28 protein-coding genes are annotated in these 26,143 nt (G+C 66.0%); 13 read left to right on the top strand and 15 right to left on the bottom strand.

The window, feature by feature from the left end:
* Positions 1-57 precede the first annotated feature (57 nt).
* The 7 genes from J8847_RS00915 to J8847_RS00885 all read left to right on the top strand — a co-directional run bounded on the left by J8847_RS00915 (position 58) and on the right by J8847_RS00885 (position 8,974).
* The gene (locus tag J8847_RS00915; RefSeq protein WP_229512432.1) at positions 58-1,167 is read left to right on the top strand and encodes a glycosyltransferase family 4 protein; all 1,110 of its coding nucleotides are present in this window, start codon (positions 58-60) and stop codon (positions 1,165-1,167) included.
* Complete coding sequence (locus J8847_RS00910; protein WP_229512430.1) at positions 1,164-3,158, top strand: alginate lyase family protein; 1,995 nt, start codon at positions 1,164-1,166, stop codon at positions 3,156-3,158. Before J8847_RS00915 ends, J8847_RS00910 begins: the two co-directional genes overlap by 4 nt.
* Positions 3,159-3,188: 30 nt before the next feature.
* Positions 3,189-4,295, top strand: a complete 1,107-nt coding sequence (wecB, locus tag J8847_RS00905; RefSeq protein ID WP_211522793.1) for a non-hydrolyzing UDP-N-acetylglucosamine 2-epimerase — start codon at positions 3,189-3,191, stop codon at positions 4,293-4,295.
* Positions 4,292-5,065, top strand: coding sequence for a WecB/TagA/CpsF family glycosyltransferase (locus tag J8847_RS00900; protein ID WP_211522792.1), 774 nt, complete (start codon positions 4,292-4,294; stop codon positions 5,063-5,065). The genes wecB and J8847_RS00900 overlap by 4 nt, the downstream gene beginning before the upstream one ends.
* Positions 5,066-5,377: 312 nt before the next feature.
* Complete coding sequence (gene galE / locus J8847_RS00895; RefSeq protein WP_211522791.1) at positions 5,378-6,376, top strand: UDP-glucose 4-epimerase GalE; 999 nt, start codon at positions 5,378-5,380, stop codon at positions 6,374-6,376.
* Between the two features lie 16 nt (positions 6,377-6,392).
* Positions 6,393-7,559 (top strand): sugar phosphate nucleotidyltransferase, encoded by a 1,167-nt coding sequence (locus tag J8847_RS00890; protein ID WP_211522790.1) that lies wholly within the window; start codon positions 6,393-6,395, stop codon positions 7,557-7,559.
* Positions 7,556-8,974, top strand: a complete 1,419-nt coding sequence (locus tag J8847_RS00885; protein ID WP_211522789.1) for a mannose-1-phosphate guanylyltransferase/mannose-6-phosphate isomerase — start codon at positions 7,556-7,558, stop codon at positions 8,972-8,974. The genes J8847_RS00890 and J8847_RS00885 overlap by 4 nt, the downstream gene beginning before the upstream one ends.
* A 153-nt stretch (positions 8,975-9,127) precedes the next feature.
* Here J8847_RS00885 and J8847_RS00880 read toward each other — a convergent pair whose 3' ends face one another.
* From J8847_RS00880 to mltG, 14 genes are all read right to left on the bottom strand, one after another.
* Entirely contained in the window at positions 9,128-9,826 is a 699-nt protein-coding gene (locus tag J8847_RS00880; protein WP_211522788.1) for a glutathione binding-like protein, read from the bottom strand.
* A gap of 91 nt (positions 9,827-9,917) precedes the next feature.
* Positions 9,918-10,517 carry an NAD(P)H:quinone oxidoreductase gene (gene wrbA, locus J8847_RS00875; RefSeq protein ID WP_211522787.1) on the bottom strand — a complete coding sequence of 200 codons (600 nt, stop codon included), beginning with the start codon at positions 10,515-10,517 and terminating at the stop codon, positions 9,918-9,920.
* 115 nt (positions 10,518-10,632) lie between these two features.
* A complete protein-coding gene (locus J8847_RS00870) occupies positions 10,633-11,268 on the bottom strand; it encodes a hypothetical protein (RefSeq protein WP_211522786.1) in 636 nt (211 codons plus the stop codon).
* A gap of 97 nt (positions 11,269-11,365) precedes the next feature.
* Complete coding sequence (gene lpxO, locus J8847_RS00865) at positions 11,366-12,265, bottom strand: lipid A hydroxylase LpxO (RefSeq protein ID WP_211522785.1); 900 nt, start codon at positions 12,263-12,265, stop codon at positions 11,366-11,368.
* A gap of 200 nt (positions 12,266-12,465) precedes the next feature.
* Complete coding sequence (locus J8847_RS00860; RefSeq protein ID WP_211522784.1) at positions 12,466-12,693, bottom strand: DUF6139 family protein; 228 nt, start codon at positions 12,691-12,693, stop codon at positions 12,466-12,468.
* A 111-nt stretch (positions 12,694-12,804) separates the two neighbouring features.
* Positions 12,805-13,005, bottom strand: a complete 201-nt coding sequence (locus J8847_RS00855) for a hypothetical protein (RefSeq protein ID WP_211522783.1) — start codon at positions 13,003-13,005, stop codon at positions 12,805-12,807.
* Between the two features lie 310 nt (positions 13,006-13,315).
* Positions 13,316-14,230 (bottom strand): methyltransferase domain-containing protein, encoded by a 915-nt coding sequence (locus J8847_RS00850; RefSeq protein ID WP_211522782.1) that lies wholly within the window; start codon positions 14,228-14,230, stop codon positions 13,316-13,318.
* 124 nt (positions 14,231-14,354) lie between these two features.
* On the bottom strand, positions 14,355-15,023 hold the full coding sequence (locus J8847_RS00845) for an ankyrin repeat domain-containing protein (RefSeq protein WP_211522781.1): 669 nt from the start codon (positions 15,021-15,023) through the stop codon (positions 14,355-14,357).
* A 3-nt stretch (positions 15,024-15,026) separates the two neighbouring features.
* Positions 15,027-15,809: a TatD family hydrolase gene (locus J8847_RS00840; protein ID WP_211522780.1), complete on the bottom strand. Its 783-nt coding sequence runs from the start codon at positions 15,807-15,809 to the stop codon at positions 15,027-15,029.
* Positions 15,810-15,845: 36 nt separating this feature from the next.
* Positions 15,846-16,364 (bottom strand): GNAT family N-acetyltransferase, encoded by a 519-nt coding sequence (locus tag J8847_RS00835; protein ID WP_211522779.1) that lies wholly within the window; start codon positions 16,362-16,364, stop codon positions 15,846-15,848.
* A 27-nt stretch (positions 16,365-16,391) separates the two neighbouring features.
* The gene (locus tag J8847_RS00830; protein WP_211522778.1) at positions 16,392-16,769 is read right to left on the bottom strand and encodes a PilZ domain-containing protein; all 378 of its coding nucleotides are present in this window, start codon (positions 16,767-16,769) and stop codon (positions 16,392-16,394) included.
* An 18-nt stretch (positions 16,770-16,787) separates the two neighbouring features.
* Positions 16,788-17,801 carry a DNA polymerase III subunit delta' gene (locus tag J8847_RS00825; protein ID WP_229429972.1) on the bottom strand — a complete coding sequence of 338 codons (1,014 nt, stop codon included), beginning with the start codon at positions 17,799-17,801 and terminating at the stop codon, positions 16,788-16,790.
* 2 nt (positions 17,802-17,803) lie between these two features.
* Positions 17,804-18,430, bottom strand: coding sequence for a dTMP kinase (gene tmk / locus J8847_RS00820; protein ID WP_211522777.1), 627 nt, complete (start codon positions 18,428-18,430; stop codon positions 17,804-17,806).
* Positions 18,427-19,425 (bottom strand): endolytic transglycosylase MltG, encoded by a 999-nt coding sequence (mltG, locus tag J8847_RS00815; RefSeq protein ID WP_211522776.1) that lies wholly within the window; start codon positions 19,423-19,425, stop codon positions 18,427-18,429. Before mltG ends, tmk begins: the two co-directional genes overlap by 4 nt.
* 101 nt (positions 19,426-19,526) lie before the next feature.
* Between mltG and J8847_RS00810 the strand changes: the two genes are divergently transcribed.
* Genes J8847_RS00810 through J8847_RS00800 form a run of 3 tightly spaced genes read left to right on the top strand, consistent with a single transcriptional unit; the run spans position 19,527 to position 21,630 of the window.
* Entirely contained in the window at positions 19,527-20,585 is a 1,059-nt protein-coding gene (locus J8847_RS00810) for a folate-binding protein YgfZ (RefSeq protein WP_211522775.1), read from the top strand.
* Positions 20,586-20,587: 2 nt separating this feature from the next.
* Positions 20,588-20,878 (top strand): DUF4936 family protein, encoded by a 291-nt coding sequence (locus J8847_RS00805; RefSeq protein ID WP_211522774.1) that lies wholly within the window; start codon positions 20,588-20,590, stop codon positions 20,876-20,878.
* Positions 20,869-21,630 (top strand): NRDE family protein, encoded by a 762-nt coding sequence (locus J8847_RS00800; protein ID WP_211522773.1) that lies wholly within the window; start codon positions 20,869-20,871, stop codon positions 21,628-21,630. Before J8847_RS00805 ends, J8847_RS00800 begins: the two co-directional genes overlap by 10 nt.
* An 8-nt stretch (positions 21,631-21,638) precedes the next feature.
* Here J8847_RS00800 and J8847_RS00795 read toward each other — a convergent pair whose 3' ends face one another.
* Positions 21,639-22,781 carry a serine hydrolase gene (locus tag J8847_RS00795; protein WP_229429971.1) on the bottom strand — a complete coding sequence of 381 codons (1,143 nt, stop codon included), beginning with the start codon at positions 22,779-22,781 and terminating at the stop codon, positions 21,639-21,641.
* Between the two features lie 223 nt (positions 22,782-23,004).
* On the opposite strand from J8847_RS00795, the gene J8847_RS00790 reads away from it, so the two are divergent.
* From J8847_RS00790 to J8847_RS00780, 3 genes are all read left to right on the top strand, one after another.
* Positions 23,005-24,855: a glycosyl hydrolase family 18 protein gene (locus tag J8847_RS00790; protein ID WP_211522771.1), complete on the top strand. Its 1,851-nt coding sequence runs from the start codon at positions 23,005-23,007 to the stop codon at positions 24,853-24,855.
* Between the two features lie 174 nt (positions 24,856-25,029).
* The gene (locus J8847_RS00785; protein ID WP_373999802.1) at positions 25,030-25,764 is read left to right on the top strand and encodes an alpha/beta hydrolase; all 735 of its coding nucleotides are present in this window, start codon (positions 25,030-25,032) and stop codon (positions 25,762-25,764) included.
* 24 nt (positions 25,765-25,788) lie between these two features.
* Positions 25,789-26,136, top strand: a complete 348-nt coding sequence (locus tag J8847_RS00780) for a GFA family protein (RefSeq protein WP_211522769.1) — start codon at positions 25,789-25,791, stop codon at positions 26,134-26,136.
* Positions 26,137-26,143: the final 7 nt, after the last annotated feature.

Raw genomic sequence — 26,143 nt, 5'->3', positions numbered from 1 at the left:
GTTGTACTATTTAAAACACTTTCTTAAGTGCAGGTTTCCAGACATGGGACAGGCAGCATGAATCACACATCGCGTCCGGCGGTACCGGCGGTGCCCGCTCGTTCGGCGCCGCGGGTGCTCATGCTGGGCACTGCGCCCGGCGGGCGCGGCGGTGTCGCGACCGTGGTGTCCTTGCTGCGCCAGGACGGCCTGTTCGAGCGCGAGGGCGTGTGCTACGTCCCAACCCATGTCGAAGGCACGCGCGCCACCAAGGCGCGCGTCGCATTGACGGGCCTGGCGCGCACCCTGGCCTGCCTGTGCCGGCGGCCTGAGCTGGTGCATGCGCATGCGGCCTCGAACGCCAGCTTCATGCGCAAGTCGGTGCTGCTGGCGCTGGCGCGCCTGGCGGGCTGCAACACCGTGTTCCACCTGCATGGCGGCGCCTTCGACCGGTTCATGGAACAGTCCGGGCCCCTGATGCGGCGCTGGATCCGCCACACGCTCGAGGCGAGCTCGGTGGTGATCGCGCTGTCCGGGCGCTGGGCCGACTACCTGCGCGGGCTTGCGCCGCGCGCCCACGTGGTGGTGATCCCGAATTCGGTGCCGCTCCCAAAGCTGGACCAGGAACAGGAAGAGCCCGGCCGTATCCTGTTCCTCGGTAAGATCGAACGGTCCAAGGGCATCGACGAGCTGCTGGAGGCGCTCGCCGCGCTTGCCCCGCGCTTTCCTCAGGCCCGGCTGGCCATCGGCGGGCAGGGCGAGCTGGAGCGCGTTCGGCTTCGCGCCGCCGACCTCGGCATTGCCGAGCGCATCGAGATCCTTGGCTGGGTCGACGGACAGCGCAAGGCGCAGGAACTGGCGCGCGCCGCGATCTTCTGCCTGCCTTCGCATGCCGAAGGCCTGCCGATGGCCATGCTGGAAGCCATGGCCGCCGCCAAACCCATCGTGGTGACGGCCGTGGGCGGCATCCCCGACACCGTGCGCGACGGCGACAACGGACTGCTGGTGGCGCCCCGCGACGTGCCGGCCCTGGCCGCCGGCCTGGCCAGGCTGCTGGGCGACGGCGGCGAACGGCGCCGCCTGGGCAGCAGTGCCCGCGCCACCATAGAACAAGAATACGAGTCCGGTGTCGTGATCGGACGCATCTCGGCGGTTTATCGACAACTTCGCAGGGCGGGGGAGCAATGAACGCAACAGTTCGCATGGTATGGCTGGTCAACCGGCTGCGCTGCATGTCGGTGGCGGAGCTCGGCTACCGGGTACGGCAGGCCGCCGCGACCAGGATGGGACGGCGTCTCAGCGGCCGCGATGCGCCGCCGCCCCCGCCGCCGCTGCCGCGCGCGCTGACCCTGGCCGTCGAGGGCGCCCCGGAGCTCGAGCCGCAGGAGATCGAGGCCTTGCTGGCGGATGCGGACCGCATCTGCGCCGGCCATGTGGTGCTGTTCGCCGAACGGCGCTTCGACGTGGGCGTGCCCACCGCCTGGAACCGCGACCCCGAGACCGGCGTCACCGGCCCCGCCATCTACGCCGGCGACATCGCCATCACCAACCGCGAACTGGTGGGCGACATCAAGCACGTCTGGGAACTGAACCGGCACCTGCACCTGGTGCGCCTGGCCCAGGCCTGGGCCGTGAGCCGCGACCCGCGCTGGCTGCACGCCCTGGAACAGCAGCTGCGCAGCTGGCTCGACCAGTGCCCGCCGCTCACCGGCCCCAACTGGACCAGTTCGCTCGAACTGGGCATCCGCCTGATCAACTGGAGCCTGGTCTGGCAGCTGACCGGCGGCGAGTCCGGCAGCCTGTTCGACGGCGACGCCGGCCAGAAGCTGCGCGCCGACTGGCTGGCCAGCATCCACGCCCATTGCCGGACCATCGCGCGCCACCTGTCGCGCCATTCCTCGGCCAACAACCACCTGATCGGCGAGCTGGCCGGCCTCTACGTCGGCGCCAGCACCTGGCCGTGCTGGAAAGAGTCGAACGACTGGCTGGAGCAGGCGCGCGAGGAGCTGGAGCACGAGGCGGTGGCGCAGTTCTCGCGCGACGGAGTGAACCGCGAGCAAGCCTTTGCCTACCATGTCTTTTCCAGCGAATTCCTGTTCGTCGCAGGCCTGCTGGGCCAGGCCGCTACACAGGCGAACCCGCGCGCCACCGCGCAGCCGTTCTCGCGCAACTACTGGGCTTCGCTGCAGCGCGCACTGCGCTTCCTGCGCTCGGTGCGCGACGTCGGCGGCAATGTGCCCATGGTCGGCGACGCCGACGACGGCATCGTGTTCCGCCTCGACGCTTCCGGCCTGGACCGCGCCGGCCAGCTGCTGGCGCTGGGCGACACCGTGTTCGGCGGCCAGGCCGCCCAGCACCCCGGCGTGCGCTGGCTGCTGCACGCGCTGCCCGGCGGCCGGCCCGACTGCGATCCGCATGAGGTCGACACCGGCTGGGCCTTCCCGGATGGCGGCTACCTGCTGTTCGGCAACCATTTCGGCGAAGAGCGCGAGATCAAGGGCATGCTCGACTGCGGCCCGCTCGGCTACCTGGGCATCGCCGCCCACGGCCACGCCGATGCCCTGGCGCTGACCCTGTCGGTGGCGGGCGAGGAATGCCTGGTCGACCCGGGCACTTATTCCTATTGGCAGGAGCAGAAGTGGCGCGATTATTTCCGCGGCACGTCCGCCCACAATACGGTGCGCATCGACGGCCAGGACCAGTCGGTCAGCGGCGGGCGCTTCATGTGGCTGAAAAAAGCCCGCGCCAGTATCGAGCGCATGCCCAGCTCGCCCCATGAATTCGAATTCCGCGGTTCGCACGACGGCTACCAGCGCCTGGCGGATCCGGTGCGCCACCTGCGCAGCGTCCGTTTCGACGGCGCCAGCAATACCCTGGTGGTGCGCGACGAAGTCTCGGCCCGCAAACAGCACAAGGTCGAGCTGTTCTGGCATTTCGCCCCGGAACTCGACGTGCGCCTGTCGAGCCACGGGCTGTCGGTGCGCGGCAAGCGCTTCGTCCTGCAAATGCAGGCCAGCGGCGCCGATCTGCAGCTGGAACTGGTGCGCGGGGCTGAAAATCCGCCCCTGGGCTGGTATTCGCGCACCTATGAAGCGAAGCAGCCGTGCGAAGTCTTGCGTGTCACAACCGTATCGTCCGCCGTTCCGGTCGAATGCAGGTTTACAATAACGTTTTTTTAATAACAAATATTTATCAAAGGGAAAGTCCAAATGCAGGTTTATCTCGTCGCCGGTGCCCGTCCCAACTTCATGAAGATCGCGCCGATCGTGCGTGCGCTGCAGGCGCAGGACGCACTGACGTTCAAGATCATCCACACGGGACAGCACTACGACCGCGAAATGAATGACGTGTTTTTCGAAGAACTCGGCATCCCGCAGCCCGACGTGTTCATGGCCGCCGGCGGCGGCAGCCATAGCCAGCAGACCGGCAAGATCATGGTCGCCTTCGAAGAGCTGTGCGTGGCCGAGCGCCCGGCGGCCGTCCTGGTGGTGGGCGACGTCAACTCGACCCTGGCCTGCTCGATCGTGGCCAAGAAGCTCAACATTCCCGTAGCCCACGTCGAAGCCGGCCTGCGCAGCGGCGACATGAGCATGCCGGAAGAAATCAACCGCCTGGTCACCGACAGCATCTCGGACTGGTTCTTCGTGACCGAACCGGCGGCCCTCGAGCACCTGCGCCGCGAAGGCAAGCCGGATTCCGCCGTGCATTACGTCGGCCACGTGATGGTCGACAACGTGCTGTACCAGGCCGACAAGCTGGGCCAGACCGACACCTCGGGCTTCGAGACCAGCGCGTTCAAGGCAGCGCGCCAGGCCGCTGGCCAGCGCTATGGCGTGGTGACCCTGCACCGTCCGAGCAATGTCGACAATGCCGAGAACCTGGGGCGCGTCATCGGCGCGCTCAAGGAGATCGCGGCCGAACTGCCGCTGATCTTCCCGGTGCACCCGCGCACCCGCGCCAACATCGAGAAATTCGGCATCGACCTGGGCCCGAACATCACCCTGGCCGGCCCTCAGGCCTACATGGCCTTCCTCAACCTGTGGAAGGACGCGGCCGTGGTCCTGACCGACAGCGGCGGCCTGCAGGAAGAAACCACCGCGCTTGGCGTGCCCTGCGTAACGATCCGCGAAAACACCGAACGCCCGGTGACGGTCGACGAAGGTTCCAACGTCCTGGCCGGCACCGATCCAGTCGCCATCGTGCGCGAAGCCCGCAAGGTGCTGCGCGGCGAAGGCAAGCAAGGCCGCCGCCCGCACCTGTGGGACGGCAAGGCGGCCGAGCGCATTGTCGCCATCCTGGCAAAGGAACTTGCATGAATGAACGGATCGCGGCGGAATCCGCCGCTCATGAACGCATCACGCTGATGGGCTGCCAGGTCGACAACCTGTCGATGGAAGAAACCCTGGGACGCATCGAGGGTTTCATCCAGTCCGGGAAGCCGCATCAGCACGTGGTGGTGAACGTCGACAAGCTGGTCAAGGCCAGCCGCGATCCGGAACTGCGCCGCATTATCAATGAATGCGCGCTCATCAATGCGGACGGCATGCCGGTGGTATGGGCTTCGCGCCTGCTCGGCAAGCCGCTCAAGGAGCGGGTCGCCGGCGTCGACCTGTTCGAAGCGCTCATGCGGCGCGCCGGCGAGAAGGGCTGGCGCGTATTCTTGCTGGGAGCGAAAGAGGAGGTGGTCGGCAAGGTGGCCGAAACCTACCAGCGCAAGTATCCGCGCCTGGTGCTGGCCGGCTGGCGCAACGGCTACTGGAAGGGCGAGCACGAGGAAGCGGAAGTGGCGCGCCAGATCCGCGACAGCCGCGCCGACCTGCTGTTCGTGGCGATTTCCTCGCCCAAGAAAGAACAATTCCTCGGCAAGTACCAGGCCGAGATGAAGATTCCGTTCGCGATGGGCGTGGGCGGCACTTTCGACGTGGCGATCGGCAAGGTCAAGCGGGCGCCGGTGTGGATGCAGAAGTCGGGACTGGAATGGTTCTACCGCTTCCTGCAGGAGCCGCGGCGGATGTTCCGGCGCTACTTCATCGATGACATGGCCTTCGTGTGGCTGTTCATCAAGGAAGCGGCGAGAGGTAGATAGGCAAATGTAGTTAGCCGAAAGACCGTCGCCCCGGGACTCGGCGTCCCCCTTGGCCGGGGCCCAAGTCAAGCGTCTCGATCGCGCATGCAAACTTGGATTCCGGCCTCCGCCGGAATGACGTGCCTGGGCCAACCATGAAAAGTCATACGAAACTGGGATGAGGCGGCCACGGAAAGCCGGCTGGCAGCAAGACCGCGGCCGCAGAAGCCGCTGGATGACAAGAACGACGAGGAAGGCTGGCTCGCCAGCCATCACCACCGGAGCACCGCCGGACGCGGCCCCGGTCAATAACATAGATAGAGAGCGAAAGACATGAAGATTCTGGTTACTGGCGGCGTAGGCTACATTGGATCGCACACCGTCGTCGAACTGCAGAACGCCGGGCACGAGGTGGTCGTGGTCGATAACCTGTCGAACGCCCAGGCTTCGGTGCAGGATCGCGTGCAGAAAATCACGGGCAAGCCTTTCGACCTGGTCGAGGCCGACATCCGCGACCGCGCCGCGATGGAGGCGGCCTTCGCCGCCCACAAGGTCGACGCCGTGATCCACTTCGCCGGCTTGAAGGCGGTCGGCGAATCGGTGGCCCAGCCGCTGCGCTACTACGACAACAACGTGTCGGGCAGCGTGGTGCTGTTCGAGACCATGGCCAAGTTCGGCGTCAAGAAGCTGGTGTTCTCCTCGTCGGCCACGGTGTACGGCGACCCGGCCTCGGTGCCGATCCGCGAGGACTTCCCGCTGTCGGCCACCAATCCCTACGGCCGCAGCAAGCTGATGATCGAAGACATCCTGCGCGACCTTTCCAAGGCCGAGCCGGACTGGCGCATCGCGCTGCTGCGCTACTTCAACCCGGTCGGCGCCCACGAAAGCGGCCTGATCGGCGAAGAGCCTTCCGGCATCCCGAACAACCTGGTGCCCTACATCGCCCAGGTCGCCAACGGCCAGCGCGAAAAGCTCTCGGTCTTCGGCGGCGACTACGACACCCCGGACGGCACCGGCCTGCGCGACTACATCCACGTGGTCGACCTGGCGATCGGCCACGTCAAGACGCTGGACCGCCTGGGCAAGGGCCCGGGCATCCTCACCTACAACCTCGGTACCGGGCGCGGCAACAGCGTGCTGGAAATGATCAAGGCCTTCGAGGCCGCCAGCGGCCGCCCGGTGCCTTACCAGATCGTCGACCGCCGCCCGGGCGACGTGGCCAAATGCTATGCCGATCCGTCCCACGCCCGCGAAGAACTGGGCTGGACGGCGGAACGTGATGTCGCTCAAATGTGCGCCGACGTCTGGCGCTACCAAACCACAGCCAAATAATCTCAAGGACGGTCTAATGAAAGCCATGATTCTCGCTGCAGGCAAGGGCACGCGTGTACGCCCGCTGACCTATGACCTGCCTAAACCCATGATCCCCCTGCTGGGCAAACCCGTGATGGCCTACCTGGTCGAGCACCTCAAGAAGCACGGCGTGACCGAAATCATGGTCAACGTCAGCTGGCTGCACGACAAGATCGAAGAATACTTCGGCGAAGGCGAACAGTTCGGAGTCCAGATCGGCTACTCCTTCGAAGGCTATACCAAGGACGACGGCGAAGTCGTGCCGGAACCGATCGGTTCGGCCGGCGGCATGAAGAAGATCCAGGAATTCGGCGGCTTCTTCGACGACACCACCATCGTGCTGTGCGGCGACGCGCTGATCGACCTCGACCTCAAGGCGGCCCTGCTGGAGCACCGCCGCAAGGGCGCCATGGCCACCGTCATCACCAAGGAAGTGCCTTGGGATAAGGTGTCCTCGTACGGCGTGGTCGTCACCGACGAGCAGGGCCGCATCGTCGAGTTCCAGGAAAAGCCGAGCCAGGAAGTCGCCAAGTCGAATTTCATCTCCACCGGCATCTATATCTTCGAGCCGGAAGTGATCGACCTGATTCCGTCGGGCGTCGAATTCGACATCGGCTCCCAGCTGTTCCCGCTGCTGGCCGAGCGCGGCCTGCCGTTCTACGCCCAGGGCCGCCCCTTCAACTGGCTCGACATCGGCACCATGAGCGACTACTGGGAAGTGCTGCAGACCGTCCTGACCGGCGAGGTCAACCACATGGACGTGCCGGGCATCCAGATCAAGCCGGGCGTATGGGTCGGCCTCAATTCCAGCATCGACTGGGAAGACACGACCATCGAAGGCCCCGTGTACATCGGTTCCGGCGTCAAGATCGAGGCCGGCGCACGCATCGTCGGACCGACCTGGATCGGCCACGGCAGCCACATTTGCGAAGGCGCCGAAATCGTGCGCAGCGTGTTGTTCGAATACACACGGGTGTTGCACGACGTGAGCTTGCATGAAATGATCGTCTTCAAGGATTACAGCGTCGACCGCCAGGGCGAAATGAAGCACGCGTCCGATTACTCCTCCGAGGAGTGGCTGAATGCACGCGACCGCCGCCGTTCGCGGCGCAAGGACTTTGCCGGCAATAACAATAACGAGTTTGAGAAAGTAAGCGCATGAAAATCTATCCAGTCATCCTCTCCGGCGGCGCCGGCACCCGTCTGTGGCCGCTCTCGCGCGCCGTGCTGCCCAAGCAGCTGCTGCCGCTGGTGGGCGACAAGACCATGCTGCAGGACACCGCATTACGCGTGGCGAACTGGCCCGGAGTGATGGCGCCCCTGGTGGTCTGCGGTAACGACCACCGCTTCATGGTGGCCGAGCAGCTGCGCCAGATCGGCATTACGCCGCTCGGCATCCTGCTCGAGCCAGTCGGCCGCAATACTGCCCCCGCGGTGGCCGCGGCCGCCCACCACCTGAAAGCCATCGATCCGGAAGCCGTCATGCTGGTGCTGCCGGCCGATCACGTGATCGAGAACAACGCCGCCTTCCGCGACGCCGTCGAGCGCGCCATCACCCTGGTGGGACAGGGCGCGCTGGCCACCTTTGGCATCGTGCCGAAGACGCCGGAGACGGGCTACGGCTATATCCGCCGCGGCGAGCAGGTCGCCAATTGCGGCGAATGCTTCAAGGTGGCGCGCTTCGTCGAGAAGCCCGACCTGGAAACGGCCCAGGGTTTCCTGGCCGAGGGCGGCTATTACTGGAACAGCGGCATGTTCATGTTCCAGGCCGATCGCTACCTGGCGGAACTGCAGCAGCATGCGCCCTCGATCGCGGCCTCCGCCGCCCAGGCCATGCAGTCGGCCTACCGCGACCTGGACTTCTGCCGCCTGGACGAAGCGAGTTTCTCGGCCTGCCCGTCGGATTCGATCGACTACGCGGTGATGGAGCATACCCGCGACGCCGCCGTGGTGCCGGCCGATATCGGCTGGAACGACGTCGGTTCGTGGTCGGCGCTGTGGGAAGTCCAGTCCAAGGATGAGCAGGGCAATGCCCAGCGCGGCGACGTCTACCTGGACGGCGTGAAGAATTCGCTGGTGCGCGCCGAGAGCCGCATCGTGGCCGTGGTCGGCGTCGAGGACCTGGTCGTGGTCGAGACCCAGGACGCGGTGCTGGTCGCGCACAAGGACCAGGTGCAGCGCGTCAAGCAGGTGGTCGATCACCTCAAGGCCAAGTCGCGCACGGAACACCTGCACCATACCCGCGTCTACCGTCCCTGGGGCTACTACGAAGGCATCGATGCGGGCGACCGTTTCCAGGTCAAGCGCATCACGGTCAAGCCCGGCGAGAAGCTCTCGCTGCAGATGCATCACCACCGCGCCGAGCACTGGGTCGTGGTGTCGGGCACCGCGCGCGTGACCTGCGGCGACAAGGTGAGCCTGCTGTCCGAGAACGAATCGACCTACATCCCGATCGGCATGAACCACCGCCTGGAGAACCCGGGCAAGCTGCCGCTGCACATCATCGAGGTGCAGTCGGGTAGCTACCTCGGCGAGGACGACATTGTCCGCTTCGAGGATATCTACAAGCGTTCCTGAACCAGGCAGCAAGGCGGGAGCAGGGCGGGGGGGGGGCGGGGGGGGGGGGGGGCCCCCCCCCCGGGGGGGGGCCCCCCCCCCCGGGGGGCCCCCCCCCCCCCCCGCCCCCCCCCCGCCCCCCCCCGGGGGGCGCCCCCCCCCCCCCCCCGCCTGTCAACCCGGGATCTTCAAGCCCCTGGCCACCGCCGGACGCGCGCGGAAGCGCTCCAGCGCGGCGTTCAGATGCGGGAAGTCCTTGAAGCCGACCAGCTCGCCGGCATCGTAGAAGCCGACCAGGTTGTTCACCCACGGGAAGGTCGCGATGTCCGCGATCGTGTACTCCTCCCCTGCGATCCACGCATGCTTCGCCAGCTGGCTTTCGAGCACGCCGAGCAGGCGTTTCGATTCGTTGACGTAACGGTCGCGCGGCCGCTTGTCTTCATACTCCCGGCCGGCGAACTTGTGGAAGAAGCCGAGCTGGCCGAACATCGGGCCGACGCCGCCCATCTGGAACATCACCCACTGGATCACCTGGTAGCGCGCGGCCGGATCGGCAGGCAGGAACTTGCCGGCCTTCTCCGCCAGGTAGATCAGGATGGCGCCCGATTCGAACAGCGGCAGCGGCCTGCCGCCAGGTCCGTCGGGATCGACGATCGCCGGGATCTTGTTGTTCGGGTTCAGTGACAGGAAGGCCGGCGAGAGCTGGTCGTTGGTCTCGAAGCTGACCTTGTGCGGCTCATAGGGCAGCCCGGTTTCCTCCAGCATGATCGACACCTTGACGCCGTTGGGCGTGGGCAGCGAGTACAGCTGCAGGCGCTCGGGATGCTGGGCCGGCCATTTGGCGGCGATGGGGAAGGCAGACAGATCGGTCATGGTGGTCGTCGCACATCGTAGTGATTGAGACAACGACAATACCAAAGTTCGCCCCGCCTTGCCGGCGGGGCTTCGTTTTCCTTGCGGCCGTTCAGCCGAACAGCTTGATGGCGGTCTTCGCGATCAGTTCGCCCTGGTGACGGGCGCCGCCGAGGTCGATCTCGCTGGGCTGGCGTTCCCCTTTGCCGCCGGCGATCGTCGTGGCGCCGTAGGGGCTGCCGCCGACGATCTCGTCGAGCGACATCTGGCCCTGGTAGCTGTACGGCAGGCCGACGATGGTCATCCCGAAGTGCAGCAGGTTGGTGATGATCGAGAACAGGGTCGCTTCCTGGCCGCCGTGCTGGGTCGCGGTCGAGGTGAAGGCGCCGCCCACCTTGCCGTTGAGCGCGCCGCGCGCCCACAGGCCGCCGGTCTGGTCGAGGAAGGACGCCATCTGGCCCACCATGCGGCCATAGCGGGTGGGCGCCCCGACGATGATCGCGTCGTAGTGCTCCAGCTCCTCCACCCTGGCGATGGGCGCGGCCTGTTGCAGCTTGAAGTGGGCCTTGGTGGCGATGTCATCGGGGACCGTCTCGGGCACGCGCTTCACGTCGACCGTGGCGCCGGCCGCGCGCGCCCCTTCGGCGACCGCGTTGGCCATGGTTTCGATATGCCCGTAGGTCGAGTAATACAGTACCAGTACCTTTGCCATTGTCCTGCCTCCGTTCTGATGGTGGATGGGCTGCCTCAGCCCATAGCATACGGCCAATGGCCGCGCCGCCGCAGCACGCTTGGCTCATCCGAAGGAGGCGGACGGCCGACGCCGGTCAGCCTTGCTGGACGGTCCTCGGCTGGAAGGTGACGCCGGGGGCCGTGCACTGCTCGACCGGCTGCGGCTTGCCTCCCGAGGCTTTGCGGACATAGCACTCGTCGAACACCGAGCAATAGCAAGCCGAATAGGTGATGTCCTTCATCTGGCGGTGCAGCGCGTCGAAGCGTGGGTTCGACTCATCCGGCTCCGGCCAGCTGAACATCACCAGCGATCCGCCGGGACGAACCAGCGAATCGTCGACCCCGCCACGCATGTTCATGCCATTGAAGTTGCCGCCCGCGCCAGCGCAGCAGGCCTGGCCGAGCGCGCTCAGGTCGGCGACCGGCTGCCCCTTGAAGAAGAACTGGACCCACTCGATCCGTGCCGGGCCAACGCCATTATTCTGCATTTCATACGAGACCATCCGGCGAAAGCTCTTCTTTTCTTCGGACGGCATCGTGGAGGTCGAACGCATCAGTTCGAGATAGGGGTAGCTGTTGGCAGCGACCAGCTTTTCCATCGAGTGCGCCGAGTGCAGGCCCAGCCACAATGAGACGAGCGACACGATCGCGGCGGCGACCGCCAGCGTGACGTCGAGCCAGCGGACACCGGTGCCGTGGGGATGGTGGTGATGGTGGCTTTCGTGTTCCAAGGCGGCTCCTCGCGCGGGTCAAAGACCCGCAAGTATAGCGAGGAGTTGCCTGGATGCTACTGCCGCGGCGCAGATTATGCGCGCCGGGTAAAGGGACTCAGATCCAGTAGATCAGCGCGGCCAGGCCGACGACCAGGGCAATGCGGGTCAGGTTGTAGGCGGTCTTGTTCCAGGCCTTGAAGCGGCGGCGGTACTGGCCGGCATAGAAGGAAATGCGGAACAGCTTGCTGACCAGGCCGACCTGGTCGCCGGTCTCGTTGGGCGAGGCGGCGGCGGTCATCAGTGTGCGGCCGAGCCAGCGGTTGACGCCCTGCATCCAGCGGAAGCGCATCGGACGCTCGACGTCGCAGAACAGGATCACGCGGTCGCTCTCGCTGCCGTTGATGGCCCAGTGGATGAAAGTCTCGTCGAAGACGACGCCCTCGCCGTCGCGCCAGCTGTGGCGTTCGCCGTCGACTTCGATGAAGCAGCGGTCGTCGTTCGGGGTCGCCAGGCCCAGGTGGTAGCGCATCGAGCCGGCATAGGGATCGCGGTGCGGGTTCAGCTTGCCGCCTGGCGGCAGCTCGGCGAACATCGCGGCCTTGACCGAAGGGATCGACTGCAGCAGCGCATAGGTCTGCGGGCACAGGCGCTCGGCCGAGGGGTGGCTGGCGTCGTACCACTTGAGGTAGAAGCGCTTCCAGCCGTTCTTGAAGAAGGAGTTGAAGCCGGCATCGTCGTTCTGTTCGGCGGCCTTGATCTTCTTGAGGGCGAGCAGGTTTTCGGCTTCGGCGCGGATGACCTGCCAGTTGTCCTGCAGGCGCTGCAGTTCGGGGAATTCGCTCAGCGGAATGTAGGGCGTGGCCGGCACCCGCGAGAACTTATGCATGAAGATGTTGATCGGCGCCATGAACGACGAATGGTCGAACAGCTGGCGACGGAAAGGCAGGCGTACCCGTCCGCGGAAATGGATGTGCAGGATCGAGAGGAAATAAAAACCAACCACTGCCCACTTCATCACGTCCTCCATCTCAGCCGGGTTGCGGCTGGCTTGCTTGATCAAGGACGCAGGATACCATAACGGCTTCCTGACCGGGCGGGTCAGGCCGTATCTCAGAGGCAACATACCACGCCGGAATCCGGTCGCTACGCGGGCTGCGCGCGGGTTCCGGCGTGCTGTCTTGGCCCGGCTTGCCGGGCGCGAAGTCTATACGCGGCTTAATGCAGCACGGACGTCATCGCATAACCTTTTTCGGCGATCTGGCCGCTCAGGTTCTCGATATCAAAATCCGGCAACTGGCTGGCGCCATCATCGACCTCGTAGGCGCGGGTTTCGATCTCCCAGTCGGTGTTGGTGGCTTCTTCAGGAATATTCTTGGCTTCGGGTACTGCCAGGTACGAGTACTTCCCGTCTCGTTCTGCTCTGCGGTAAATATCCAGGCGCATAGTGTTGTCCTCTTGTCAAAACCCGCTGTCCGGATGACAGCGGGCGGTTCCACAGTAGAAGATCGAGGCCCGGTCGTCTGTTAATTGGCCCACACTCAGCCGAGCAGCTGATCAGCGGCCGGGCGAATAGCCGAGCACCCGGGCCGGCAGCAGCACGATGGCGCGCAGCAGTTCGAACACGGCTTCGACACCGATGCCGAGCAGCCGGAACGGCAGCAGCAGGAGCCAGACGAGCGGATACAGCACCAGGGCCAGCAGCGCGATCGGCCAGCACAGGAACAGCAGGACCAGCCACAGCAGGAAACTCAGCATTGTTCGCTCCATGTCGAAAGGGACAGCATGGACAGCGTAAGTATTTACGAGGCTGGGCTCAACTGGCTTGCGATAGAGGGTCGAAAAATCGGGGTGAATGGGGGAATTTCGGGGGTAACTGGTGCGGAGGTGTTAGTGGTTTGCCAAAAACTTGGGCCCCGGCCTTCGCCGGGACGACGTGCCAGGGCTGCGGACCGCAGTGCTTCAACGGGCCGCTCGCCCCAAGACCGTCGTCCCGGCGCAGGCCGGGACCCAAGTTCGTCGCACACCGCACGGCTACCGATGGCCGCATGCGCCCGCCCATCATCAATCAAGCAAACTCCGCCACCCTCTCCGCCACCTCGCGATTCACCACCTGCGCCTCGATCGACGCCTGCAGCGACGGAATCGACCCGCCCGCCCGGTAATGGAAGCTCACGCGCAGCAAATCCCCCGCCTCGACCGCCATCGGCCTGGCCAGCGGCAAGGTCATGTAGTGGTTCAGCCAGTCGATCGTGGTCGACTGCTCCTGCACCACCGCCAGCACGTTCTTGGTAATGAAGCGCATCGCATTGAGCGTGCCCGCCTGCTCGATCAGCACCGAGCCTTCGAAGCCGATATGGGTATCGACCGGGGTCTGGAAGTCGATGATGCTGTACACCGCCGGCTGGCCCAGTTCCACGGTGCCCGGATACACGACGCCGGTCTCCTGGAACTGCACGATCGGCGCATGGAAACCTTCGAAATCGTATTCCTGCTGGATCGGCTGGGCCGCCATGATCACGGCCTCGGGCAGGAACACCGGCAGCGGACCGCCGAATTTTGCCAGGTAGCGGCGCTTGAAGGACTCGATCACCTCGACCTGCTTCTCGCGCAGCATGCCCACGTGGATCATCTCGCAGATCACGACATCCACCGGTTCCGGCGGCAGGTAGTCGAAGGCGTCCGCGTGGATCACCTCGACCTTGTGGCCGTTCGGATTGATCGCCAGGAATTTGCGCGCCTCGCGCACCATGTCGGGGTTGTATTCGACGCAGTAGACCTTGCTCGCCTGCTGGGCCGCGAAGAAGGACAGCACGCCGGTGCCGCCGCCCAGTTCCAGGACGCGCGCGCCCGGGAAGACCGCGTAGTGGATGGCGGACTTGAAGCTGTGCATCCGGTTCTGGTCCATCAGCATGTTGTGATGGTAGTGGACGGGGATGAACTGCCCCAGGTAGCAGCTTTCGATTTCGCGTTCGTTCAGCATGATGTTCCCGATTGTCGTGATGTCCGGAGTGGACCGTAAGGACATTATGGACAAGCAGGCATGCCGCCGAAGGGCCGAGCTGCGGGGTCTTTCACCCCTAGTTCTCGGCGGAAACGTTAAATCATCAGGGCTTAGTGCCCGAAATGGCCTGGGCCAGCCCCGTGTGCCCTGCCCGCTCGGCGATCTGGGCGGCCGTCAGGCCTTCGGTGTTCTTCAGGCCCGGCTTCGCCCCGCGCTTGAGCAGCAGCTGCGCGGTCGCATCGTGGCCCTCGCGCGCCGCCATCATCAGCGGCGTGTAGGCGCCGCTCTGGCGCGGCGACAATGCGTCGAGCTTGGCGCCGCGCTCGGCCAGCAGGCCGGTAATTTCCACATCGCCCGCCGCCGCCGCATAGTGCAGCGGCGTCCAGCCGGCGCGGTTCACCTTCGCGCCCTTGGCCAGCAGCGCGTTGACGGCCTCCTTGTTGCGCTTGAAGGCGGCCATCATCAAGGCCGTGTTGCCGTTCGCGGCCGTAGCCTCGAGATCGGTCCCGGGGTGTTCCAGCAGGGCCTGGAACACGTTTTTCGCATCCTCGCGCACCGCCAGCACCAGCGCGGTATCGCCGCCGACCGGGTTGCGCTCGTTGGCGTTGACCGTGGCGCCCACCATCTTGCGCACCGTCGAGGCGTCGTCGGTCTGGACCGCCCGGAAAAAGGACGTCACCTGTTCCGGGGTCGGCGGCGGCACCGCCTGGGCGGCGGACAGGAAGCCTGCGAGCAGGCCGGCAAGGACGATGGAGCGGCGGGTGGTGGACATGGTTCAGTTCCTCGCGGTCTGGAACAGCTTGAAGAAGTTCTCGGTGGTCTGCTGGGCCACGTCGCGCAGCGAGACGCCCTTCAGGGTGGCGATGAACTCGGCCACGTGGGCGACATAGCCCGGCTCGTTCATCTTGCCGCGGAAAGGCACCGGGGCCAGGTAGGGCGAATCGGTCTCGATCAGCATGCGCTCGAGCGGCACGGCCCTGGCGACCTCCTGCAATTCCTTGGCGCTCTTGAAGGTCACGATACCCGAGAACGAAATATAAAAGCCCTGGGCCATGGCGGCCTGGGCGACTTCCAGCGACTCGGTGAAGCAATGCATGACGCCTGCCACGCCGCCCTGGTCGGTTCCGGCGCCCTCTTCCTGCATGATGCGTATGGTGTCGGCACTGGCGGCGCGGGTGTGGATGATCAGCGGCTTGCGGGTCTCGCGCGAAGCGCGGATGTGGGTGCGGAAGCGCTCGCGCTGCCATTCCAGGTCGCCCTCGAGGCGGTAGTAGTCGAGACCGGTCTCGCCGATGGCGACGATCTTGGGATGATCGGCCAGCTCGACCAGCTGCAGCACCGTCGGCTCGGGCGTGTCCTCGTAGTCGGGATGGACGCCGACCGAGGCGTAGATGTGCGGATATTGCTCGGCCAGGGCGAGCACCTGGGGGAAATCCGGCAGGTCGACCGAGACGCACAGCGCATGCGTCACCTTGTTCTCGGCCATCTTGGCCATGATCTCGGGCATCCGGGCAGCCAGCTCCGGGAAATTAATGTGGCAATGGGAATCGATGAACATCCCGCCATTTTAATCGAGCTGCGGCTAGACCGTTATTCAGGCGACGCGCTTGCCCAGGATGACCAGGTCGCGTTCGATGCCGTCCAGGTTCGCCACGCGCGGGAAATTGGCCCAGGTATCGAAACCGTACTTGCGGAACAGCGCCAGGCTCGGCACATTGTGGCCGAAGATAAAGCCCAGCAGGGTGTGCACCTTCACTTCCGGCGCAAACGCCATCGCCAGCTCCAGGCAATAGCGGCCAATGCCCTTGCCGCGCGCCTTCTCGGCGATATAGATCGACACCTCGGCGGTGCCCGAGTAGGCCGGACGGCCGTAGAAGTTCGAATACGACAACCACCCCAGCACTTCGGGCTTGTCGCTGCTGTCGTCCGCGGCGTGGATCACCCACAGCGGCCGGCGATCCGGCGTGTGGTCCGCAAACCATTGCTCGCGCGATTGCACGGTGATCGGTTCGGTATCGGCGGTGACTTCGCGCGAAGCGATGGTGGAGTTATAGATATCGACGATGACCGGCAGGTCGTCGCGCGTAGCGAGGCGGTGGACGTAGGACGGCATACAGCAGGAAGTGGGTTGGAAACTCGGTTACAGGGTATGGGTCGCGCGCGACGAACGCAGGGCCGCGCCGAGGATTTCTTCGATGCGCAGCTTGGCGCGCTGCCCGGACTCGTCCGCCGGGAAGTGCACGCCGATGCCCTGCGCCTTGTTGTTGTTCGCGCCCGCCGGGGTGATCCAGGCCACCTTGCCGGCGATCGGGTATTTGTTCGGGTCGTCCATCAGCGACAGGATCAGGTAGATCTCGTCGCCGATCTTGTACGGCTTGTTGGTCGGCACGAACATGCCGCCGTTCTTGAGGAAAGGCATGTAGGCGGCGTACAGGGCCGCCTTTTCCTTGATGGCCAGGGACAGCACGGACGGCCGCGGCGCTTGCGCTGCGTTCGGGTCTGTCGGGGTGGCGCTCATCGGTATCCTCTCATTGCATCAGCTGCAGCACGAAGTGTACTCAAGCAACATGTCTTCGACAAACAATTTTGCCGACAGCGGGTGCTCGGCCACCGCGCGGCGCTCGTTGGTCGCCTTGATCGCGCGCATCAGGCTCGCAGTGTGCACCTTGGCCGCCAGGGCCGCAAGCTCGCGCTCATGGCGGGGATAATAGCGGATCTGGCCGGACAGCTTGAAGGCGAACACATCGTACAGCCAGCGCTGCAGCCAGGCCACCAGGGCGGGCAGCTCGCCCTTGGACAGGCGCTCGGCGGCGCGCAGCGCACCATCCCTGGACGGCTGGGCCAGGAAATGCAGCAGCGCTTCCAGTTCCTCGCGGCTGCCGCCCTCGCTTTCGGCCAGCGCGGCCAGCGGCGCGCCGCCCTGCTCGCGCAGCCAGCTGTCGGCGTCCGCCACGCCCTGGGCCTTGAGCCAGGCCAGGGCTTCCTCATGCGAAGGCATGGGCAGGGCGAACTTGCGGCAGCGCGACAGGATCGTCGGCAGCAGGCGGTCCAGGCTGTTCGAGGCCAGCAGGAAGACGGTGCCGGGCGGCGGCTCTTCCAGGGTCTTGAGCAGGGCGTTCGAGGCCGGCATGTTGAGCGCTTCGGCCGGATACAGCACCACCACCCGCAAGCCCTGGCGGTGGGTCGAGATGTTCATGAAATCGGCCAGCGCGCGGATCTGCTCGATCTTGATTTCCTTGGACGGCTTGGCGGACTTGGCCTTGCGCTCGCCCTCCGCGCCCTCCTCGCCCTCCGGCGCTTCGTCCTCGAAGGCCTCCGGGCGCACCCGGCGGTAGTCCGGATGATTGTGCTGCACGAACCAGCCGCAGGAAGCGCACACGCCGCAGGCGTGGCCGTCCGGCTGCACGTTCTCGCACAGCAGGGCCTGAGCAAAGGTTTCCAGGAAATCGGCCTTGCCGGTGCCGGCCGGGCCATGGAACAGGATGGCATGCGGCATGCGGGCGCGCATCTGCTGCAGCTGCGCCCACGCGGCTTCCTGCCACGGATACATCGTCACAACAATTTCTCCAGTACTTCCGATAAACGCACGCGGGTGTCTTCGATCGAGCGGGTCGAATCGATCACCACGATCCGCTCCGGGAACTCGGCCGCGCGGCGCAGGTACTCGTTGCGGCATTTCTCGAAGAAGCCGGCCTGCTCGCGCTCGAACTTGTCGAGGGTGCGGGTGGCGTCCAGGCGCTCGCGCGCCACGGCGAGCGGCACGTCGAACAGCAAGGTCAGGTCGGGCTGCAAATCGGGATGAACCCAGTGCTCCAGCGCTTCCATCTTGTCGCGCGCCAGGCCGCGCCCGCCGCTCTGGTAGGCGAAGCTGGCGTCGGTGAAACGGTCCGACAGCACCCAGTTTCCGAGCGCCATCTGGGGCGCGATGACCTGGGCAATGTGCTCGCGGCGGCTGGCGAACATCAGCAGCGCCTCGGTTTCCAGGTGCATCTTCTCGTGCAACAGCAATTCGCGCAGCTTTTCGCCCAGCGGCGTACCGCCCGGCTCGCGCGAGGAGACCACGTTCTTGCCGCGCGCGCGCAAGAAGTCGGTGACGAAGCCGATGTGGGTGGACTTCCCGGCGCCGTCAATGCCTTCGAAACTGATGAACTTTCCGCGCAACGTACTACCTTCGCTCATCGGGTGATCTTTCGCTGATACTGGTTGACCGCGCGGTTGTGGTCCAGCAGGTTGTCGGAGAACTGGCTGGTGCCGTCCCCGCGCGACACGAAATACAGGGCCGGCGTCTTCTCCGGCGCCAGCGCCGCGTTCAGCGACTGGATGCCCGGCAGCGCGATCGGGGTCGGCGGCAGGCCGCCGCGCGTATAGGTATTGTAAGGCGTGTCGGTTTCCAGGTCCTTCTTGCGGATCTGGCCATCGAAACGCTCGCCCATGCCGTAGATGACGGTCGGATCGGTCTGCAGCAGCATGCCGGTGCGCAGGCGGTTCACGAACACGCCGGCGATCATGCCGCGTTCGCTCTTCTGGCCCGTTTCCTTTTCCACGATCGAGGCCATGATCAGGGCCTCGTAGGGCGTCTTGTAGGGCAGGTTCTGGTCGCGTTTTTCCCAGGCCGCCTTCAGGTGGCTCAGCATCGCCTGGTGCGCCTTCTTGTAGATCTCGAGCTCGGACGAGCCCTTGGCGAACAGGTAGGTGTCCGGGAAGAACAGGCCTTCGGGATCCTTGTATTCGGTCGAGATCTTGGCCATCAGTTCCTGGTCCGACAGCTTGACCGTATCGTGCTTCAGGCGCTCGTGGGCGGCCAGGGCCTGGCGCATCTGGCGGAAGCTCCAGCCTTCGATGATGGTGATCGCTTCCTGGGCGAATTCGCCGCGCACCAGTTGCGACAGCAGCTGGCGCGGCGAGGTGTCCGGTTTCAGTTCATAGCTGCCGGCCTTGATCTTGGCGGCCTGGCCGGTCACGCGGGCCAGCAGCGCGAACAGGTAGCGGTTGAGCGGAACGCCGGCGCTGGCGATCTGCTGCGCGGCGGCCGCCGCGCCACTGCCCGGGTTGACCGTGAATTCGATCGCCGGTCCTGCCGTGGTCAGGGGCTGCTTGGCCCACCAGGAGAAACTGCCGACCGCGGCGATCGCCACGACAACGCTGGCGACGAGGAGTTTTTTAATCAGAGCCATGGGGTTTTGCTTGGTATTGCGCCGTGTCCGGCGCGATTTTCTCGACATCTTTATAATGAGCCCGTAATGATAAAGCCTAATTGCAAGATCATATTCGATTTATGAGTCACTGGACTGAACAACTTTCTGCGCTCGGCGCCCGCTTTCACGTCGACGAGGCGAACCAGGTCGAGGATTTCGGCCGTGTATTGACGGCTGCCGACCTGGCCGCCGGCTTCGTCGCCCCCGTGACCGATCTCGGTCTCATCGCCGTCGCCGGCGACGATGCCGCGACCTTCCTGCACGGCCAGCTCACCAACGACGTCGAGCACCTCGGCCAGGGCGACGCCCGCCTGGCCGGTTTCTGCACGCCCAAGGGCCGCCTGCAGGCCACCTTCCTGATGTGGCGCGACCAGGACGCGGTCTACCTGCAGTTGCCGCGTGCGATCCAGCCCCCGCTGCAAAAGCGCCTCAGCATGTTCGTGCTGCGCGCCAAGGCCAAGCTGCGCGACGCCACCGACGAAGCGCCGTTCCAGGCGGTCCTCGGCCTGGGCGGCGCCAAAGCCGAAGCGGCGCTGCGCCGCCACGTCGCTACCCTGCCCACTGCGCCCATGACCAAGGTCAGCGGCGAAGCGGGCACGGTGCTCCGGCTGCACGATGCCTTCGGCATGCCACGCTACCTGTGGCTGGCGACGAGCGACACAGGCCTCGCCGCGCTGACCGCCCTCAAGGACGAACTGGCGCTGGGCGGCAACCAGGCCTGGCAGCTGGCGGCGATCCACGCCGGCTCGCCCCAGGTGACCGCCGCGACGCAGGAACAGTTCGTGCCGCAGATGGTCAATTTCGAGCTGCTGGGCGGCGTGAATTTCAAGAAAGGCTGCTATCCCGGCCAGGAGATCGTCGCACGCACCAAGTATCTTGGCAAGATCAAGCGCCGCGCGGCCCTGGCCAGCGTCGAGAATGCGGCCGCCCGTCCCGGCGACGAGGTATTCTCCCTCGCCGATCCGGACCAGCCTTGCGGCATGGTCGTGAATGCGGCGCCGAACGGCAGCGGCGGAGCCGACGTGCTGGTCGAGATCAAGCTGGCCGCGCTGGACGAGGAAGTGCGCCTGGGCTCGAGCGCGGGTCCGCGCCTGGCCTTTGCGCCCCTGCCCTACAGCCTCGACGCCGTCGACGACTGACGATGGTCGACCTGTACGTCTACTACAAGGTGCGCGAACACGACGCCGCCCGCCTCGCCCCGCTGGTACGGGCGATGCAACAGCGCCTCGCCGACGGCGAAGGCGTGCAAGTGCAGCTCAAGCGCCGTCCCGACGCCAGGGATGGCCTGCAGACCTGGATGGAAGTCTATCCCGGGGTCGGGGAAGGTTTCGCCGCGGCGCTGGAACGCGCCGCCGATGCCGCCGGCCTGCACGCGATCATCGAAGGCCCGCGCCGGGCGGAAGTATTCACGGATCTAGCGCCATGTGCTTGATAGTCTTTGCCTGGCACGTCGTCCCCGGCGTGCCGGTGATCGCGGCCGCCAACCGCGACGAATTCTACGACCGCCCGGCGATGCCGGCCGCGCCCTGGCCCGAGCATCCGCACGTGATCGCGGGGCGCGACCTGCAGGGCGGCGGCAGCTGGATGGGCGTTTCGCTGTCGGGCCCCGGCGGTCCGCGCTTCGCGGCCCTCACCAACATCCGCGCGCCCAGCGAACGGCGCCTCGATGCGCCGACGCGCGGCGCCCTGGTGGCCGACTTCCTGAAGGACGACATCAGCGCGGCCGATTACGTGGCGCGCATCGCGGCCCGCGCGGACGATTACAACGGCTATAACCTGGTGCTTGGCGACCACGAAGCCTTGTACTGGTACTCGAACCGCGGCCACGCCGACCCGCGCAACGGCCAGCCGCTGGAGCCGGGCCGCATCTACGGCATCTCGAACGGCCTGCTGGACGCGCCCTGGCCCAAGGTGCTGCGCACCAAGGCGCAATTCGCGAGCCTGCTGTGCCAGGGGGCGCCCGAGGACGCCTACTTCGAAATGCTGGCCGACACCACGCGCGCGCCCGACCTGCGCCTGCCGGAGACCGGCGTGCCGCTCGAGGTCGAACGCATGCTGTCGCCGGTGTGCATCGAGTCCGAAGGCTACGGCACCCGGACCTCGACCGTCGTCAAGCTGTACCGCGACGCGCCGCCGGAGCTGCACGAACGCGTGGTCCAGCCGCAGGCGCGCGAGACGGCTTAGCGCGGCGTCTAGCGGACCACGGCGCCGGCGATCTGCTGCAGCAGCCGGTTCACCTTCACCACGCCGCCATCGTCGTCGTACATGCCGGCAGTGAGGACCACCACCAGGTCCAGCCCCGGCACCAGGAACAGCCGCTGGCCGCCATTGCCGAAGGCCGCCGCCCAGCGCTGTTCCGTGCCGAGCGTCCTGGTCGTTCCCAGCCACCACTGGTAGCCGTAGTGGCGGCCGTCGCCGATGTCCGCGTGCGGGCGCAGCGAGGCGTCGATCCATTCCGCGGGCACGATCTGCCGTCCGTTCCAGGCGCCGCGCTGCAGAACCAGCTGGCCGATTTTCGCAAGATCATAAGGGCGCATGCGCAGGCCGGCGAAGGCCAGCGGGCGGCCGCGCAGGTCGGACATCCATTCCCAGTCCGTGATCCCCAGCGGCGCGAACAGGCGCTCGCGCGCATAGTCCGGCAGCGGCATGCCCGCGCCCTGCGCCAGCAACCTGGCCAGGATCGCCGTGGCGCCGCCGGTATAGTGAAAGTGCGTGCCGGCCGCATGCAGCATGGGCCGCGCCAGCACCACTTTCTCCTGCGAGGCGCGCCAGTACAGCGCCAGTTCGTCGTTACCGAGCCCGTACTGGTAGGGTTCCTTCCATTCCAGTCCGCTGGTCATGCTCAGCAGGTGCTCGACCGTGATCGCCTCGCGCCCTTCCCGCTTGTATTGCGCCAGTTCCGGAAACAGGTCCAGCACGCGGGCGTGGAGCGGCGGCGTCCTGCCCTCGGCCTGGGCGATTCCCCACAGCAGGCCCACCACCGATTTGCTGACCGAGCGCAGGTCGTGGCGGTTGGCGGCGTCGAATTCGACCGTGCGCGGGAACAGGGAGTACACCGAGCGGTCCTTGCCGGTCCGGTAGCGCTCCGCGACCAGCCTGCCGCGGCGCTGGATCACCAGCCCGTGCAGGTTGGCGTCGCCCGCCTGGAACTCGGTCAGCACCTGGCACAGGCGCTCCGCATCGAAGCCCTCGTCGACGCCGGCCGCGGTCTCGGCCGGATTGCAGGCCACGGCAGCGCCCGCCCACAGGCAGCACAGCGCGGCGGCAGTGCGCAGCAGTCTGAGAAAACGCGGGGACTCGGGTAGCGCGGTGGGGAATGCAATGGATAGTGACATGCTCGGTACAATTGAAGGAGGCGCGCAATCTTGCCATGGAATCAAGCCAGGCAAGCACATTCGCCGCCCGCCAGTCCGAAAGAATTTACCCTGCATGAACCGCCCCGCTGACGGGGCCGCGCCGCTCCCCCCAGGGGTGGGGGCATTACACTTTGGTGACATCTTTGGACTTGCCTCGGCTGCTAGCATGTTTCCTTGTGGTAATAATCAAAAGGAGAATGCAATGCATATCAAGTTCAGCCGCGTGGCCGCGATGTCGATGCTGTCCCTGGCCATGAGCGCCCCCTGGCATGCCTTCGCTGCCGACAACCCAAGCGGCAAATGGGTCACCGGCTACTACGGCGGCTACTTCTGGGACAACAGCGACTACCAGGCGCCCGAGCACGTCGACATGACGGCCATGACCCACCTGGTGTTCGCCCGCATCGGTCCGGGCGGCGGCGCCAAGGGCCTGCCCGGCGAAGTGGTGCCCGGCGCCGGCACCGCCCACGACCGCCGCGACATCGGTCCCGGCGCCTCCTACGACCTGACGGTCGAGGAATACATGGTCAAGCGCGCCCACCACGCCGGCATCAAGGCCCTGATCATGCTGGGCGGCGAAGGCGACAACGCGGGCTTCATCGCCTCTTCGCGCCCCGAAGTGCGGCCCGCCTTCGTGAAGAACCTGGTCGACTACATGGTGGCCAAGGACTACGACGGCATCGACGTCGACTGGGAAGGCATCAAGGACAGCGCCGTCGAGGAGCAGGCCCTGCTGGAGGCCCTGATCGCCGACCTGCGCAAGGAAGCGAATTCGCGCCCGCGCTACCAGGACAGGCCGGTCATCATCACCTTCCCGGCCGGCATGCTCAACATGAACATCGACAAGGTCAGCGCGCACAGCCTGCGCGTGGCCGCCATGGTCGACCAGTACAACTTCATGAGCTACGGCATGGGCTGGTTCGGCCAGGGCTGGAACAGCACCACCTTCGCACCGCTGACCGGCCACAGCCCGGCGCGTCCGATGTCGATCGCCGGCACCATCCAGAAATACGTCGACGCCGGCGTGCCGCGCAACAAGCTCGGCATGGGCCTGGGCTTCTACGGCATGCACTACGCGCCGCCCTACACCGGTCCGGACCAGGTGACCGACGGCGACCTGGCCAACTGGTCGGTCTACGACGTGCGCTGGAACTACCGCCAGCTGCACAAGCACGGCTACCTGGACAAGGGCATCTACGCCTGGGACGAGGCCACGCAGACCAGCTACCGCACCTACCCGGGCGGCTATACCCCGTCCACGCGTCCGGAATGGACTACCGGCTACCTGAGCTACGAGGAGCCGGCGACCATTGCCGCCAAGGGCGCGTGGGCGCAATCCACCCGCGAAGGCGAAGGCGCGGGCGGCACCATCATCTGGCTGGTCAACTACGGCACCACCGACGGCGTGGACAACCCGCTGCTCACCGCCGTCAAGAAAGCCTTCATCGACCCCAACGCGACCGAGCCGGGCCCGAACCCGAACCCGCTGCCGCCGCCCGCGCCGCCGGTCGTCGAGAGCACCCTGGTGGCCTCCAACGACTGGGGCAGCGGCTACTGCGGCACGCTCACCGTGCGCAACGTCGGCGCCACCGCAGGCGAATGGACGGTGGAGCGCCAGTTCCCCGACACCGTCACTTCGCTGTGGAACGGCGGCTACACCCTGGCCAACCAGGTCCTCACTGTCAAAGGCGCGAACTGGAACAAGATGCTGCGCCCCGGCGAGTCGACCGAGATCGGCCTGTGCGCCACCCGCCCGGCCAAGCCGGTGGAGACGCCGCCCGAACTGCCGGCCGGCTCGCTCAAGGCGACGCTCGCGATCACCGCCGACTGGACCAGCGGCTACTGCGCCAGCGTGTCGGTAGCCAATACCAGCACGGTCAAGGCCATCGGCTGGACGGTGCAGGTGCCGAACATCCAGGGTACGGTGACCTCGTTCTGGAACGGCAAGCACAGCATGGATGGGGCGACCATGACCATCTCGGGTCCTGACTGGAGCCGCGACCTGGCGGCCGGCGCGACCAACAGCGACGCCGGCTTCTGCGCCACACGCTAAGACCGGTGGGGCGGTCGGCGTGGCTTTCCGCGAGAATCGCGGGGTGCGGATGCAGGTATACTTCGCACCATCTTCCATACCACGCCGACTGCCCATGCTGCCCACACGCATTCGCGCCTTACCCGATTGTCCCCGTGGGCGGGCCGCGTGAAGGCCTTGGCCGCGATATTGTCCGTGGTCCTGGCCGGATACCTCGGCATCTGCGCGCTGCTCTTTTTCAAGCAGCGTTCGCTCATCTACTTCCCACCCCAGCGCGCCGCCCTGCAGGCGCCGCAGGTGACAACGCTGGCGGCGCCGGACGCGCTGCTGAAAGTGTCGCAACGCGCCATGCCCGGCCCGAAAGCCTTGATCTACCTGGGCGGCAACGCCGAAGACGTGTCGGCCAGCCTGCCGCAGCTTGCACAGGCATTTCCGGACCGCGCGCTCTACCTGCTGCACTACCGCGGCTATGCAGGCAGTTCCGGCACTCCCTCCGAGAAGGCCCTGGTGGGTGATGCCCTTGCCTTGTACGACAGGACCGCGACCGAACACCAGGACATCGCCCTCGTCGGGCGCAGCCTCGGCAGCGGCGTCGCGATCCAGGTGGCGAGCCTGCGCCCGGTCAGCAAGCTGGTGCTGATCACCCCTTACGACAGCCTGCTCGAACTCGCGGCAGCCCAGTTCCCCTGGCTCCCTGTGCGCTGGCTGCTGCAGGACAAGTACGAATCCTGGCGCTATGTCCCCAAGGTGCAGGCGCCGACCCTGATCATCGCGGCGCAGGACGACGAGGTCATCCCGCCCGCCAGCACCCGGCGCCTGGCGGGGCGTTTCGCACAAGACCGGGTCGCCGTGCGTATGATCGAGGGCGCTGGGCACAACACCATTTCGGACGGCGCCGGCTACGTCGAGGCGCTCGCCTGGGCCCGTTAATCACAAACACACAGGAGGAGAAGCATGCACTACCAAGGAAGCTGCCATTGCGGCGCCGTTGCCTTCGAAGTCGAGGGCGAGATCGACAGCGCGCTGGCCTGTAACTGCTCGATCTGCTCGCGCAAGGGCTCCCTGCTCTGGTTCGTGGCGCGCGACAAACTGCGGCTGTTGACGCCGGAGGACGCAGCCAGCACCTACATGTTCAACAAGCACGTGATCAAGCACCGCTTCTGCCCGACCTGCGGCATCCATCCCTACGGCGAGGGCAGCGACCCGAAAGGCAATGCCATGGCGGCGATCAACCTGCGCTGCCTGGAGAACCTGGATCTGGACAGCATCCCGGTGCATCACTACGACGGCCGTTCGCATTAAAGCGACC

Source organism: Massilia sp. AB1, assembly GCF_018119385.1.
Taxonomy (GTDB): domain Bacteria; phylum Pseudomonadota; class Gammaproteobacteria; order Burkholderiales; family Burkholderiaceae_D; genus Telluria.
The sequence above is the reverse complement of the archived record's forward strand: the minus strand, read 5'-3'. Positions and strand labels throughout refer to the sequence as shown.